Below are 14,663 nucleotides of genomic sequence, written 5' to 3'. Positions count from 1 at the left end.
TCCGGCCGGCAGCGCACACCGGTCGAGGTGCGGAGGACTGGCATACTCGACCCGACCAGGTGGGGACCGGACAGTGTGGTGGTCAGGTGCAGTTCCGCATGTTGGGACCGCTGGAGGCCGTCCGGGACGGGCACACCGTGCCGCTCGGTGGGCCGAAGCAGCGGGCGCTGCTCGCGCTCTTCCTGCTGCGCCCGAACCGGTTCGTCGCCACCGACTGGCTGGTCGACGCGCTCTGGGACGGACGGCCGCCGGCCAGCGCCGAGATGACGCTGCGCACCTATGTGGCCGGACTACGCCGCGCGGTCGAACCGCAGCGCAGCCACCGCGAGCCGGCCCGCGTGCTGCGCAGCCACCCCAGAGGGTACGAACTGCGCGTCGAGCCGGAGGCCATCGACGCGGTCCGCTTCCAGCGGCTGGCGGCGTACGCGGCACACGCGCTCGCGGCGGGCGACGCCGACTCGGCCGAACGGGGCTACGTCGAGGCGCTGGCGCTCTGGCGGGGCGAGCCGCTGACCGGCGCGGCCGAGCTGACGGCGGTGCGTCCCGAGGCCGCCCGGCTGACCGAGGCACGCCTCGGTGCCGAGGAGGGACGGTTCACGGCTGCCGTGTCGGCCGGACGGCACACCGCCGTACTCGCCGAGCTGCGCCAGTTCGTGGCCGCGAACCCGGTCCGCGAGACCGCCCGCGCCCAGTTGATGCTCGCGCTCTACCGGTCCGGGCGACAGACCGAGGCGCTGGCCGCCTTCGACGAGGGCCGTCGGGTCCTGGCCGGCGAGTACGGCATCGACCCGGGCGAGGAGCTGCGCGGGCTGCACGGCCGGATCCTGACCCAGTCCGTGCCGCCGCCGACGGCCACGGGTTTTACCGCTGTCGCGCCGGACGCCACGCCGACCGGGGTGGTCGGCCCGTCCGCGTCCACTCCGGCCGACCAGCCCGGACCGGCCCACGGGACGACCAGCGTGGTCGGACCGGCTCCGGCGGCGCGTTCGGATTCCCTGGTCGGCCGGGACGCCGAACTGACCGAGCTGATGACGACGCTGACCGAGGCCGCCACCGGCGGTGGTGGCCGGGTCGCCGTCGTGGTGGGCGAGCCGGGGATCGGCAAGACCACGCTCGCCGCCACGCTCGCCGGGACGCGGGGCGTACCGGCGGTGTGGGGCCGCTGCCCCGACGTCGGGCAGACGCCGCCGTTCTGGCTGTGGAACCAGGTGGTGCGGACGCTGGCGGCGATGCCGCAGGCGGGCACGACCGGATCGACGCGCCGGTTGGACGGCTTCGCGGCCGGACCGGCGGACGGGTCGACCGGCGACGCGGCACCCGACCCGACGGCGCGGTTCCGCGCGTACGAGGCGGTGGCGGACCTGGTGCGGACGGTCGCCGGTGCGGACGGCCTGCTGGTGGTGCTGGACGACCTGCACGCCGCCGACCCGGACTCGCTACTGCTGTTGCGGTTCCTCGCCACCACCCTGGCCGACGCCCGGGTTCTCGTGCTGGCCACGATGCGCCCCTACGAGCACCACCCGACGCTGGTGGCGACGGTGGCCGACCTGGCCCGTGGTGCGGGCTTCCGCCACCTGCGGCTGACCGGGCTGACCGACACCGACGTGGCCGACCTGGTCCGCCGACGCACCGGCACGCCCCCGCAGCGGCAGGTGGCGGCGCGCCTGACCACCCGGACCGGGGGCAACCCGTTCTTCATCACCGAGCTGCTGCGCGCCGGCACCGACCCGGCCGACGCGGACCTGCCGCCGAGCGTCCGGGACACCGTCCGGCTGCGCCTCGGTGCCCTGCCCGACGCGGCCCGCGACTGCCTGGAACTGCTCGGCGTGGCCGGACGCGACCTGGACACGCAGACGATGGCGACGGTGCTGGAGGTCTCGGCGGCGCACCTCACCGAGGGGCTGACGGCGGCGTACGCCGCGGAGCTGGTCGCCGAGGCCGGGCCGGGTGCGGTGCGGTTCCGTCATCCGCTGTTCGCCGAGGTCGCGTACGCGCAGTTGCCGCCACCCCGACGCGCCGCGCTGCACGCCCGGCTGGCCCTGGCGTACCAGCGGATCGGCGGTGTCGCCCCGGCCGAGTTGGCCCACCACTTCGGGCAGGCGATCGGACTCGGGCACGGCGAGGACCATCTGCGCTGGTCACTGGCGGCGGCCGACGACGCGACGCGGCGGTTCGCGTACGAGGACGCGCTCGGCCACCTGGACCGGGCGGCCCGGCGACTGTCGCCGCTCGCCGGCACCGCACCGTCGGCGGCGGCCACCGAACTCGCCGTCCAGTTGCACCGGGCTGCCCTGTTGCAGATGACGGTCGGCGTCGGAGCCGACGCCGTCGACGAGGTCTGCGCCCGGGCCCGGGAGCTGCTGGCGCTGGTCGGCGCGGAGACCGACGTACGGCCCGCGTTGTGGGCGCTCGGCGAACTGGCCGCCAACCAGGCCGACTACGCCGGCTGCGGGGAGTTGGCTGAGCGGCTGGTCCGGGCCGACGACGGCACCGGGCTGATCGCGGCGGCCGGAGAGTACCTGCGGGGTGTGGTCGGCTACTTCACCGGCGCGCTGGTCGAGGCCGACCAGCGGCTCACCGCCGCCGTCGATCGGCTGCGCACGGTCGACCCGGATCTGCTGGGCCGCCAGGTCGGTCGGCTGCCGGTGTTGGCCGCGTACAACTTCCGGGCCCTGGTCCGGTCGCTGCGCGGTGCGACCGAGGACGCCCGGCGGGACATCGCCGAGGCGGAGCGGCTGGCCGAGCGGCTCGCCGACCCGTACGGCCGGGCGAACGCGGCACTCTTCGCGGCCTGGATGGGGATGCAGGAACGCGACGTGGCGGCGGTACGCGCGGCGGCGCACCGGTGCCGCGAGATCGGTGCCGCCAACGGCATGCCGCACTTCGTGACCACGGGTGGCTTCTTCCTGGAGTGGGCGGCCGCGCGGGGCGGCGAGCACGACCGGCTCCCGGCGATGCGGGCCGCGGTGGAGGGCATCTACCGCCCCGGGCTGCGGGCCACCCGCACCGTCACGTACAGCGCGATGGCCGAGGCGTACCTGGTGGCGGGTGATCCGTCGACGGCGGCGGAGCTGGCCGACGAGGGACTGTCGGTCGCGGACCGCCTCGGCGAGTCGGTCCTCGCCCCCGAACTGCACCGCATCCGCGGCATCGCCCGCCGCGACCCCACCGCCCTCGCCACCGGCGCCCACCTGGCCGCCACCCAAGGCAACACCCTCCTCCAATCCCGCTTCCCCACCCACCCCCACCCCTGACCACCCACCCCACCAAGCCCAAGACCAAGACCGTCCAGAGCAGACTCCCGACCGACCAAGCCCCTGACGCCAGCCCCCACCAGATCAGAATTCCCACAGGTCAAACCGTCCGCCCCAGACCCACCGAATCAGAATCTCCGGCAAGCCGCCGCAACCCCGCCAGCTCCACCCGGTCGTTGCAGCCGAGTGTCTCGGCGCCGAGCCGTCCACCCCAGACCAACCAGGTCAGGTTTCCGGCAGGCCCGACCCGCGCAGGGATCAAGCCTGACCGCCCGGAGCGGGTCGGGGATGCCGGAAACCCCACCGCAAGCGGCTCGGACCCGCCGAAAACCCACCACACGCGGGTCGGGCCTGCCGGAAACCCCACCCACGAGAAACCAGAACCCCAACCGGAAATCTACGAAACCTCCACACCCGCCCGCTGTGCTGAACCAGTCAACAGTCCCCGCCCGGCCACCCCGGGCGGCCAGGTGTGGAGGAACGAGATGAACCCGGCCCAGTCGTCGTCGCCCGGCGAGGTCCAGGAGGTCGACGTCGTCATCGTCGGGTGTGGTCCGGTCGGTGCGCTGGCCGCGAACCTGCTCGGCATGCGGGGCGTCCGGACGCTCGTCGTGGAGCGGAGCACGGAACCGCACGGGCAGCCGCGCGCGTTCTCCTGTGACGACGAGGCGCTGCGCATCTATCAGCAGGCCGGCCTGCTGGACCGGATCGTCGGCGACCTGCACCAACCGGTACGCGCCGACTACGTCAACGCCGCCGGCCGGCGCTTCGCCACCATCGCCTTCGACGAGGTGGACTTCGGGTTCGGGCACGCCCCGCTGAACTTCTTCGACCAGCCGTTGCTGGAGCAGGCGCTGCGTACCGGCCTGGAGCGGTTCGCGCACGTGACGCTGCGGCTGGGCACGGAACTGGTCGACCTGCGGCAGGACGAGGACGGCGCGGATCTGGTGGTGCGGGACGTGGTGGCCGACCGGTCGTACCCGGTGCGGGCCCGGTTCGTGCTGGGCTGCGACGGTGCGCGGAGCACCACCCGCACGGCGGTGCGGATCCCGCTGGCGGGGGCGAGTTACGCCGAGCCGTGGCTGGCGGTCTCCGGTGACGTGGCCCCGGACGGGATCCGCACGCCGCACACCACCTTCGTCTGTGACTGGCGGCGGCCCGCGTTCGTCTCCCCCGGGTCGCGGGGCAGCTATCGGGCGGAGTTCATGCTCCAACCGGGCGAGACCGAGGCCGACATGCGGGAACCGGCGAAGATCGCCGAGCTGGTGTCGCCGTACGTGGACCCGGACAGTTTCACCGTCACCCGCGCCGTGGTCTACACGTTCCACCACCTCATCGCCGCCAGGTGGCGGGAGGGACGGGTGTTCCTGCTGGGCGACGCCGCCCACCAGATGCCGCCGTTCCTCGGGCAGGGGCTGTGCAGTGGACTGCGGGACGCGGCGAACCTGACCTGGAAACTGGCGCTGGTGCTGTCCGGCGGGGCCGCCCCGGCGCTGCTCGACACGTACGAGACGGAACGTCGGCCGCACACGGCGGCGATGGCGGAGACGAGCGTCCGTCTGGGTCGGGTGTTCCTGGCCCGCAGTCGGCGGGCCGCGTGGGTCCGCGACAGCGTGCTGCGGGCGGTGCAGACCGTGCCCCGGGTACGCCGATTCGTGCGGCACTTCGAGTTCAAGCCGCTGCCCGCGTACGAGCGGGGGCTGTTCGCGGGTGGCCGGCGGGACGGTGCCGTCGGGGCGATGTTCCCGCAGCCCCGGGTGGCTGTCGGAGACGATCCGACGCCCCGCCTGCTCGACGATGTGCTCGGCGACGGCTTCGCACTGGTCGGGCGTGGCCTCCCGGCGGAACTGCCCGGGCTGCCGAGGTCGGCGCGGGTGGTCGTGACGCATCCGGCCGGCACCGACCCGGCGCGCCTGCCGGCGAGCGATGCCGCCGCCCAGGTCCACGTCGTCGACCTGGACGGGACCGTCGACGCCTGGCTACGGCGGCACCGGACGGACGCGGTCCTGCTGCGACCTGACCGGTTCGTCTTCGCCACCGCGCAGGCCGGCGGCATCGACCAGGTGACCCGCACGCTCGCGGTCGAACTCGGCGCGACCGCCTCCCGCCAGCCCACCGGTTAGCCGCGTCACGTCGCCGGCCCGCCCGGTCCGGGCGCGGTCCTGCCGGCCGGGTGTTCCGGGACGGACCGGTGACGTGCCAGGATGCGGCCATGCGTGCCGTGATCTTCGACGAGTTCGGTGCCCCGCCGCAGGTCCGCGACGTGCCGGACCCGACGCCGCCGCCCGGTGGCGCGATCGTGCGGGTCGAGGCGACCGGGTTGTGCCGCAGCGACTGGCACGGCTGGCAGGGACACGATCCGGACATCGTCGTGCCGCACGTACCCGGGCACGAGTTCGCCGGTGTCGTCGCCGCCGTCGGCACCGGCGTGCGGGGCTGGCGACCGGGTGACCGGGTGACCGCGCCCTTCGTCTGCGCCTGCGGGCGGTGTCCGTCGTGCCAGGCGGGCGACCAGCAGGTCTGCGAACGGCAGAGCCAGCCCGGTTTCACGCACTGGGGCTCGTTCGCCGAACAGGTGGCCGTCCGCGACGCCGACGTCAACCTGGTCCGGCTCCCCGACGAGCTGGACCATCCGGCCGCCGCCGCGCTCGGTTGCCGGTTCGCCACCGCGTTCCGGGCCGTGGTCACGCAGGGACGGGTCGCGGCCGGCGAGTGGGTGGCCGTACACGGCTGCGGCGGGGTGGGGTTGTCGGCGGTGATGATCGCGCTGGCGTGCGGGGCCCGGGTGGTGGCCGTCGACGTCGCGCCCGGTGCGCTCGACCTCGCCCGGCGCCTCGGCGCGGCGGTCTGTCTGGACGGGCGCACCCTGGACGGGCCGGACGCGGTGGCCGAGGCGGTCCGGGAGGCGACCGGCGGCGGCGCCCACCTGTCTCTCGACGCGCTGGGCAGTCACGCCACCTGCACCGCCTCCGTCCGGAGCCTGCGCCGCCGGGGACGACACGTGCAGGTCGGGCTCCTGCCCGCCGCCCAGGGACACCCGGTCGTGCCGATGGATCTCGTGATCGCCTACGAGTTGGAGCTGCGCGGCAGCCACGGCATGCCGGCGCACGCCTATCCGGAGTTGCTCCGGCTCGTCACCGCCGGGGTGCTGCGGCCGGCCGCGCTGGTCACCCGCACCATCGGGCTCGCCGACGTGCCGCACGCGCTGGCCACCATGGACGGTCCGACCGGTGGCGGGATGTGTCTCATCCGGCCCTGACACCGGCCGACGCCGCCCGCCGTTCACCCAGGGTCAGCACGACGACGGCACCGAGCAGCACCGCCGATCCGACGGTGGCCGCCGCGGTGAGCCGTTCGTCGAGGAACAGCACCGCGATGACCGCAGCGGTGACGGGTTCGACCAGGGCGATCACCGATGCGGTGGTCGCCCGGATCGAGACCAGGCCGGCGAAGAACAGCGCGTACGCCAGCGCGGTGGGCACCGCCCCGAGGTAGGCGAGCAGACCCAGCACCCGGCCGACGTCGCCGGCCGTGGGCAGGATCCCCTCGATCAACGCCAGGGGCAGCAGGCAGAGCATCCCCACCGCGAAGCCGCCCAACGCGGTCGTGCCGGCGGCTGCCCCGGTGCCGTCCCGGCCACGCCTGCGGTGCAACAGGGTGACCAGGGCGTACCCGGTGGCGGAGAGCAACGCGCAGGCCAGACCGCGCAGCGGCGCGGATGCCGTGCTCGCGCTGCCGCCGCCGACGAGGAGCAGCAGTCCGATCAGCGCCGAGGCCACGGTGAGGGCACCGGTACGCCCCAACCGCTCCCCCATCGTCAGCCTTGATCCGACGGCGATCAACACCGGCCCGGCGCCGAGGGTCACCACGGTGGCGACCGCCAGGCCGGCGTACCCGACGGCGGCGAAGTAGGCGGTCTGGTAGACGGCCAGGCCGATGCCGGTGGTCACCAGCGTGCGCCAGCGGTCGTCCGGTCGATGACCGGCGGCCCGCGCGGGCGTGCCGACCGATCGGCCCGGACGCCGCCGGCGGAGCACCAGATGCCCGGCGGCGAGCAGCAGGACGCCGCCCGCGAACCGCCAGAAGGAGACCGCGACGGGTCCCATTCCGCTGATGTCGTAGAGGATCGCGGCGACCGCTCCGCCGGTCCCCCAGGCGACCGCCGCGATGAGGATGTACGAGACTCCCCGTCCCACGGACGGGGGCATGGTGGTGTGCACAGGATTCTCCGTTGTCGTCACCGCCCGGGCAGCACGGACGCCCCCGGGCTCGAATCGTCAGAGCCGGGTCGGCGAGAACGCCGTTACCGGGTGGGTGGCGGCGACGCGACGGAGAAGGTCACCGGCGCAGCGTACCGCCCGGTCCGCACACGGGCCGCTACCGGCCGTGAGGGATCCGCCCCCGACCGTACGGCATCGCCGTGCATCTATTGACAAACGTAGTTAACAGTCAGAGTCTGAGAGAGCGCTCTCTCACCCCGTGTCACCACCGAACGGAGGAGTACCCGTGATTGTCCGAAGAAGACTGCTGGCGGTCGCCGCCGCCCTGATCACCGCCGTCCCGACCGCGCTCGTCGCCGCCGCGCCCGCCCAGGCCGTCGGCCCCGCGTTGCTGCCCGTCACCGTCACCAACAACACCGGCCGGTCCGGAGCCGTCCACGTGTACGTCATCGGCGTACAGCTCTCCTCCGGCCGCCTCGGCTACGTCAACCAGGCCGGCACGTTCATCCCCTGGTCCGGCGGACAGATCCCGCCGTCACCCGCGCCCGACGCCTCGATCCCCGGTCCGACCAACGGTGCCAGCGCCACCGTCCGCTTCCCGCGCGGCTTCTCCGGCCGGGTCTACTTCTCCTTCGGCGAGAAGCTCAAGTTCTTCCTCACCCCGACCGGCCTGGTACAGCCCGCCCCGTGGGCGGCCGGCGACGCCAACCGCGACATCCTGTTCGACTGGAGCGAGTTCACCTACAACGACGCCGGGCTCTGGCTCAACAGTTCCCAGGTGGACATGTTCGCGGTGCCGCACGCCGTCACCGTGACCGGTGCCAACGGCGTCACCAAGCGGACCGGCGACGTCGTCGCCAACGGCCGCACCGCGATCATCAACGGCGTACGGTCGCAGTCCGGCTGGGCGAACACCGTGTACACCCGCGCCGACGGCACCGTGCTGCGGGTGCTGGCACCGGGCAAGGCCGCCGGAGCGGGGCTGTTCAGCAGCACCTACCTGGACTCCTACATCGCCTCGGCGTGGAACGCGTACACCAGCCGCACGCTGACCGTGGTGCCGTTCGGCGACCGTCCCGACGTCCGCTACTTCGGGCGCACCTCGGGCCGGGTGATGACCTTCACCAACAGCGCCGGACAGGTCGTCGCCTCGTTCAACCGCCCCTCGTCGGCGAGCGTCTGGGGCTGCGACGGCGACCTGCCCGCCCCCAACGACCAGGTGGTCGGGCCGATCTCCCGCACCCTCTGCGCCGCACTGAACCGGGGCACCCTCGGCACCATCCACACCCAGCCCAGCACCAACGCCGCCGAGTTCTACCGCAGCAACCCGACCAACCAGTACGCCCGGATCATCCACGCCAACATGCGCGACGGTAAGGCGTACGCCTTCGCCTTCGACGACGTCGGCGCCTTCGAGTCGCTGGTGCACGACGGCGACCCGCGCGCCGCCGGCCTGGTACTCAGCCCGTTCTGATCCCGACCGACCCTCAGGTGGGTGGATTTGTTGTCGCTCTAGCGACAACAAATCCACCCACCTTCACTCATTCGGCGTCCGGGGCCGGCACCTCGCGCAGGCCGTCACCGTCAAGGCGCAGCCACCGCCGTACGCCGATGGCGTGCAGGAAGCGCTCGTCGTGACTGACCACCACGAACGCGCCACGGTAGGCGTTCAACGCCTGCTCCAACTGGGCCACGCTGACCAGGTCCAGGTTGTTGGTGGGTTCGTCGAGCAGCAACAGGTGCGGGGCGGGTTGGGCATAGAGGACACAGGCGAGGGTGGCCCGCAGCCGCTCGCCGCCGGAGAGCACACCGACCGGCAACTGGGCCCGGGCGCCCCGGAACAGGAAGCGGGCCAGCAGGTTCAACCGCTGCGACTGCGGTCGCTCGGGGGCGTACGCGGCGAGGTTCTCCGCCACCGTACGGTCGAGGTCGAGCAGGTCCAGCCGTTGCGACAGGTACGCCATCCGGCCGTCGGCCCGACGCACCTGCCCGCCCTCGGACGCGGTCTGGCCGGTGAGCAGGCGCAACAGGGTGGACTTGCCGACGCCGTTGGGGCCGGTGAGCGCGATCCGTTCCGGGCCCCGGATGGTCAGCTCCAGACCGTCACCGGGGAACAGTGGACGGCCGTCGTGGCGCACCTGCATCCGCTGCCCCTCGACGAGCGTGCGACCGGCGGGTACGTCGGTCTCCGGCAGGTCCAGCGTGAGCGCCTGGTCGTCGCGCAGCGCCCGGCTGGCCTCGTCGAGGCGTCCCTGCGCATCGCTGACCCGGCTGGCGTGCGCCTGCTGGGCCCGGCCGGCCGACTCCTGCGCGCTGCGCTTGAGTCCACCGGCGACGATCCGGGCCAGGCCGGCGTTGCCGAGGTTGCGCGCGGCGTTGCCGGCCCGGCGCTCGGCCCGCTCCCGGGCCTGCTGCATCTCCCGCTTCTCCCGCTTGACCTCCACCTCGGCGCTGCGCACGGTGCGCTCGGCTAGTTCCCGGGCCGCCCGGGCGGCCTCCTCGTAGGCGGTGAAGTTCCCGCCGAACAACCGGACCTGCCCGCCGTCGAGTTCCGCGATGCGGTCCATCCGGTCTAGCAGCATCCGGTCATGGCTGACCAGCAGCAGGCAGCCGGGCCAGTTCTCCAGCACCGAGTACAGCCGGTGCCGGGCGTCGACGTCGAGGTTGTTGGTGGGTTCGTCGAGCAGCAGCACGTCGGGGCGGCGCAGCAGTTGGGCGGCCAGGCCGAGGGAGACGACCTGACCGCCGCTGAGCGTGTGCAGCGGCCGGTCGAGCGCCACCTCGTCCAGACCGAGCCGGTCGAGTTCGACGCGGCTGCGTTCCTCGACGTCCCAGTCGTCGCCGACGACGGTGAAGTTCTCCTCGCTGGCGTCGCCGGCCTCGATCGCCCGCAGCGCCGCGATGGTCGGGGCGACGCCCAGCACCTCGGCGACGGTCAGCTCACCGGCGAGCGGGAGGTCCTGCGGCAGGTAGCCGAGCACCCCCTCGACCGTCACCCCGCCCCCGGTGGGGGCCAGTTCCCCCGCGATCAGGCGCAGCAGGGTCGACTTGCCGGCGCCGTTCGGCGCGACCAGGCCGGTGCGGCCGGGCGGCACGGTGAAGGACAGATCCTGGAACACGGGGGTGTCGTCGGGCCAGGAGAAGGACAGGTTGGTGCAGACGACGCAGACGTCGGACATGGCAGTGAGACCTCGGGAGGAAGGCCGGGACGCGACCGGCGCCCCGGTCGGACAGACAGGGCGGTGACGTGACAGGCCGCCCCGGCAGTGGCCGGTCGGCGGCGGGCACACTCACCCTGAGATGTCGTCGTCCCCCGACAGCATGTCGCGCTCCTCGTTCCGCGTACGCGCGGCTGACCCGCGCCCAGCCAGCCTAACAACTGCACAGCATGGTCGCGCACGTCAATTCGCCCTCATCTCCACCCCGCCGGGGGACGGCGCGGGTGCCCGCGCCCAGGTGGTCCGACGGCAGCCCGACGGTTCCTGGCTGCGCGTGCTCGACCAACCGGAGTTCGTCACGCCGACGACCCCACGCCGTTCAATCCGGTCGGCCGACGCGGGGCGGTGGGGCGTTGAGGTGGCTGGTGAGCACCACCAGCAGCTCGAAGCGGGTCGCCGGGTCGTCCAGGTCGGTGCCGTACAGGTCGCGCAGGCGCTTGAGCCGGTAGCTGACCGTCTGCGGGTGGACGAACAGAACGGCGGCGACCTCGGCCCGCGAGCCCCAGTGCCGCAGCCACGAGTGCAGGGTGACCAGCAGGTTGTCCCGCTGGGCCGGGCGCAGGTGGGCCAGTGGCGCCAGCCGGCGGGCGGTGAGCACCGCCAGGGCGCCCGGTTCGCCGCGCAGGGTCAGCGGGATCAGGTGGTCGTCGGCGAAGACCGGGCCGGGGTGGGGGCCGACCAGGCCGGCGGTCAGTTCGGCGAGGCGTACGGCGGCCGGCACCTGGGGCCAGTCCAACTCGGGGCCGACCACGGCCCGCCGACCGGCCAGCGCCTCGGCCAGCGGGGCGCGGGCCGCTCGGGGACCGGCCCGCAACAGCAGCACCGCGTCCCGGCCGCGCTCGATGACCAGGCCGTCGACGCCGTAGCGGAACCGGGCGTCGCGGGCCTGGTCGGGCGGCAGGAGCACCGGCACCACGGTGTCCAGCTCCGGCCAGCCGATCCGGGCGGCGGCTGCGGCCACCGCGCTGGGCATGCCGTCGCCGCGCAGCAGCAGTTCGGCGAGCTGCCGGCGGCGGTCGCCCTCGCCGGCCTGCTCGCGTACCTGGAGGGCGTACCCGTCGGTGCTCGCCGCGGCCAGTTCGGCGACGTACGCGCTGACCGCGTCGGAGAGGTCGATCAGTTCCTCGGTGTCGACCGGGCGGAGCCGGGCCAGCGACTGCGAGGCGGTCCGCAGCAGCAGCCGGGCCGCCATCCGCAGGGCCGCGAGCAGGGCCTCCGGCCCCCGGTCCTCGCGGGCCTCGGCGGCGCCGAGGGCGACGAAGACCTCCCGGATCCGGGGCGGCAGCGCGGGCTCGTCGGTGCCGACCAGGTCGAGGAAGCGGTCGAGGGCCACCTGCACGGCGGTGTGCACGTCGCGGGCGAACTTGTCGTCGGCGATGCCGGCGAAGGCGGGCGTGGCCTCGGTGACCGCGCCCGCCACGGCGGCGACCGTGGAGGGCAGGTGCGGACGCATGGAGGCGGCCAGGTCGGCGGGGAGACGCCGCCAGGGAGTGGCGGAGACGGGGGCGCTCACCGGGCCGATTTTGTCACGTCGGGATAAAAGAGCCGCTGATTCTCGCTGCCGACGGGACGGTGTTTCGATCCGCGTCCCCAGGCGAGGATGGGGCACGCCGCCGATCCGACCGAGGAGCGCACCGTGCAGCACCGACTCTCCCGACAGCACGTGGTCGACATGTGCCGGACGATGCTCGCCCGGGGATATCTCAAGGCCACCGAGGGCAACGTCTCGGTCCGGGTGCCCGGCCACCGGCTGTACGCGGTGACCCCGAGCAACTACGACTACGACCGGATGCGGGTCGAGGACATCTGCCTGGTCGACTTCGACGGCAAGCACGTGCCCGACGGCTCCGGGGCCGACCTCAAGCCGTCCATCGAGTGCGGGATGCACGCCAACATCTATCGGGAGCGCCCGGACGTCAACGCGATCGTGCACACCCACCAGCCGTACGCGTCGGCGCTGGCCTTCCTGCGCAAGCCGATCCCGGCGCTCACCGACGAGCAGGTGCGCTTCCTCGGCCGGGAGGTGGCGATCATCGACTACGCCCCGTCCGGCACCGGCTTCCTGGCCCGCAACGTGCAGAAGAAGGTGGCCAGCGGGGACAACGCCTTCATCATCGCCAACCACGGCGTGGTGGCCGTGGGCACCGACCCGGACCGGGCGGTGTTCAACATGGCGCTGCTGGAGAAGGTCTCCATCGCGTACCTGCTGGCGTTGACCAGCGAGACGGGCAAGGTCTACACCATCCCGACCGCGATCCGGGAGATCGCCTTCGGCAAGCTGCGCGCCGACGAGAAGCGGATCGCCGCGCAGATCACCGAGGCGGTCGAGCCGCTGCGGGTACCCGCCGACGAGGACCTGCCCAGCGCCGACGCGACCGCCGCCGCCCAGACCGCAGCCGCCGCCCGGACCGAGGCCACCCGGACCGACACCGAGGCCGAGAACGCCGCCGGAGCCGAGGCCGGGGCGACCGACGCCCGGGCCGCCGCCGAGGTCGAGGCACCGGGGGCGGAGTCCGCCCGACTCGGGTACGCCATCAGCGAGTACCCGGACGTCGACGACGTGATGCGCCGGCTCAAGGCACTGACCGCCCAGCCGCTGCGCGGGCTACGCCACGACGCGATGCTGGACGTGCTGAACTACTTCGAGACCAAGTGCCGGGCCAGCAGGGAGATCACCGACCGGGCCAAGCTGCGCATCCCGGGCGGGGTGCAGCACAACCTGGCCTTCAACTACCCGTTCCCGCTGGCGGTCGAGAAGGCTGACGGGGCGTACCTGGTCGACCGGGACGGCAACACGTACATCGACTTCCTCCAGGCCGGTGGGCCGACGATCCTGGGCAGCAACTACGGCCCGGTCAACGATCGGGTGGCCGAGGTGGTCCGCGCCTCCGGGCCGGTCACCGGCCTGTTCCACGAGTACGAGCTCAAGCTCGCCGAGATCATCCACCAATACATGCCGCACGTGGAGATGTACCGCTCCCTCGGGTCCGGCACCGAGGCGGTGATGGCGGCGGTCCGGGGTGCCCGCGCGTTCACCGGCAAGAAGATGGTGATCAAGGTCGGCGGCGCGTACCACGGCTGGTCCGACACGATGGTGTACGGGCTACGGGTGCCCGGCACGTACCGGATGAACGCCAAGGGCATCCCGTTCGGCGCGACCAGCCGGACCCGGGAGGCGTTCCCGCACGACCTCGGGCAGCTCAAGCGCAAGCTGGTGGAGAACCGGCTGCGCGGCGGCACGGCGGCGGTGGTGGTGGAACCGGTCGGCCCGGAGTCCGGCACCCGGCCGGCACCCCGCGACTTCAACGCCGCGGTCCGCGAGCTGTGCGACGAGTTCGGCGCGCTGCTCGTCTTCGACGAGGTGGTCACCGGTTTCCGCCTCGGGTTGGGCGGCGCGGCCGGCTACTTCGGCGTCACCCCGGACCTGACCGTGCTGGGCAAGGCGGTCTCCGGCGGGTACCCGATGGCCGGTGGGGTCGGCGGACGCTCCGACGTGATGGCGGTCTTCGGCTCCGGGCTGGACGGCAAGAGCGGCGCGCACATCCAGGTCGGCGGCACGCTGTCGGCCAACCCGCTGTCCTGCGCGGCCGGGTACTTCGCGATCGAGGAGATGGCCCGCACCAACGCTCCGGTGATCGCCGGCCGCGCCGGTGACCGGCTCACCCGGGGCCTGCAACGGCTGATCGACACGTACGGTCTGCCGTACGTCGCGTACAACCAGGGCTCGATCGTGCACCTGGAGTGCAGCGGCGTGATGCTGCTGGACATGCGCAACCCGGTGAAGCTGCTGCGCGAGAACAAGGCCCGCAAGCGGCTCATGGAGCAGATGGGCGCCGCGTACACCGCGCACGGCATCGTCACGCTGGCCGGCTCCCGGATGTACACCTCGATGGCCGACACCGACGAGGTGATCGACGACGCGCTGGCCCGGTTCGACCGGGTCTTCGCGCAGGTCGAGGGGGTCTGAGGCG

General features: G+C 73.3%; 8 protein-coding genes and 1 pseudogene. 6 read left to right on the top strand and 3 right to left on the bottom strand.

The window, feature by feature from the left end; translation table 11 throughout:
- Positions 1–98 precede the first annotated feature (98 nt).
- The 3 genes from ACWDVW_RS05060 to ACWDVW_RS05050 all read left to right on the top strand — a co-directional run bounded on the left by ACWDVW_RS05060 (position 99) and on the right by ACWDVW_RS05050 (position 6,513).
- Complete coding sequence (locus ACWDVW_RS05060) at positions 99–3,254, top strand: BTAD domain-containing putative transcriptional regulator (protein WP_449945001.1); 3,156 nt, start codon at positions 99–101, stop codon at positions 3,252–3,254.
- Between the two features lie 485 nt (positions 3,255–3,739).
- Positions 3,740–5,377, top strand: a complete 1,638-nt coding sequence (gene mhpA, locus ACWDVW_RS05055; RefSeq protein WP_449944998.1) for a bifunctional 3-(3-hydroxy-phenyl)propionate/3-hydroxycinnamic acid hydroxylase MhpA — start codon at positions 3,740–3,742, stop codon at positions 5,375–5,377.
- A gap of 89 nt (positions 5,378–5,466) precedes the next feature.
- Positions 5,467–6,513 (top strand): zinc-dependent alcohol dehydrogenase family protein, encoded by a 1,047-nt coding sequence (locus ACWDVW_RS05050; protein ID WP_449944997.1) that lies wholly within the window; start codon positions 5,467–5,469, stop codon positions 6,511–6,513.
- On the opposite strand, the gene ACWDVW_RS05045 is transcribed toward ACWDVW_RS05050, so the two are convergent.
- Positions 6,500–7,450 carry a DMT family transporter gene (locus ACWDVW_RS05045; protein WP_449944994.1) on the bottom strand — a complete coding sequence of 317 codons (951 nt, stop codon included), beginning with the start codon at positions 7,448–7,450 and terminating at the stop codon, positions 6,500–6,502. The genes ACWDVW_RS05050 and ACWDVW_RS05045 overlap by 14 nt on opposite strands.
- A 310-nt stretch (positions 7,451–7,760) precedes the next feature.
- Here ACWDVW_RS05045 and ACWDVW_RS05040 point away from each other — a divergent pair, with 310 nt between their 5' ends.
- Positions 7,761–8,948, top strand: a complete 1,188-nt coding sequence (locus tag ACWDVW_RS05040) for a beta-1,3-glucanase family protein (protein ID WP_396751708.1) — start codon at positions 7,761–7,763, stop codon at positions 8,946–8,948.
- A 67-nt stretch (positions 8,949–9,015) separates the two neighbouring features.
- Here ACWDVW_RS05040 and abc-f read toward each other — a convergent pair whose 3' ends face one another.
- Positions 9,016–10,653 (bottom strand): ribosomal protection-like ABC-F family protein, encoded by a 1,638-nt coding sequence (gene abc-f, locus ACWDVW_RS05035; RefSeq protein WP_449944991.1) that lies wholly within the window; start codon positions 10,651–10,653, stop codon positions 9,016–9,018.
- Positions 10,654–10,882: 229 nt separating this feature from the next.
- Between abc-f and ACWDVW_RS05030 the strand changes: the two are divergent.
- A pseudogene (locus ACWDVW_RS05030) lies at positions 10,883–11,002 on the top strand (DUF4440 domain-containing protein); the annotation flags it as partial.
- Positions 11,003–11,011: 9 nt separating this feature from the next.
- On the opposite strand, the gene ACWDVW_RS05025 reads toward ACWDVW_RS05030, so the two are convergent.
- Positions 11,012–12,205: a PucR family transcriptional regulator gene (locus ACWDVW_RS05025; protein WP_449944988.1), complete on the bottom strand. Its 1,194-nt coding sequence runs from the start codon at positions 12,203–12,205 to the stop codon at positions 11,012–11,014.
- Between the two features lie 123 nt (positions 12,206–12,328).
- Here ACWDVW_RS05025 and ACWDVW_RS05020 point away from each other — a divergent pair, with 123 nt between their 5' ends.
- Positions 12,329–14,659, top strand: coding sequence for an aminotransferase class III-fold pyridoxal phosphate-dependent enzyme (locus ACWDVW_RS05020; RefSeq protein ID WP_449944985.1), 2,331 nt, complete (start codon positions 12,329–12,331; stop codon positions 14,657–14,659).
- Positions 14,660–14,663: the final 4 nt, after the last annotated feature.

The organism is Micromonospora sp. NPDC003241 (assembly GCF_053589795.1).
This window is presented reverse-complemented; position numbering and strand designations above follow the sequence as displayed.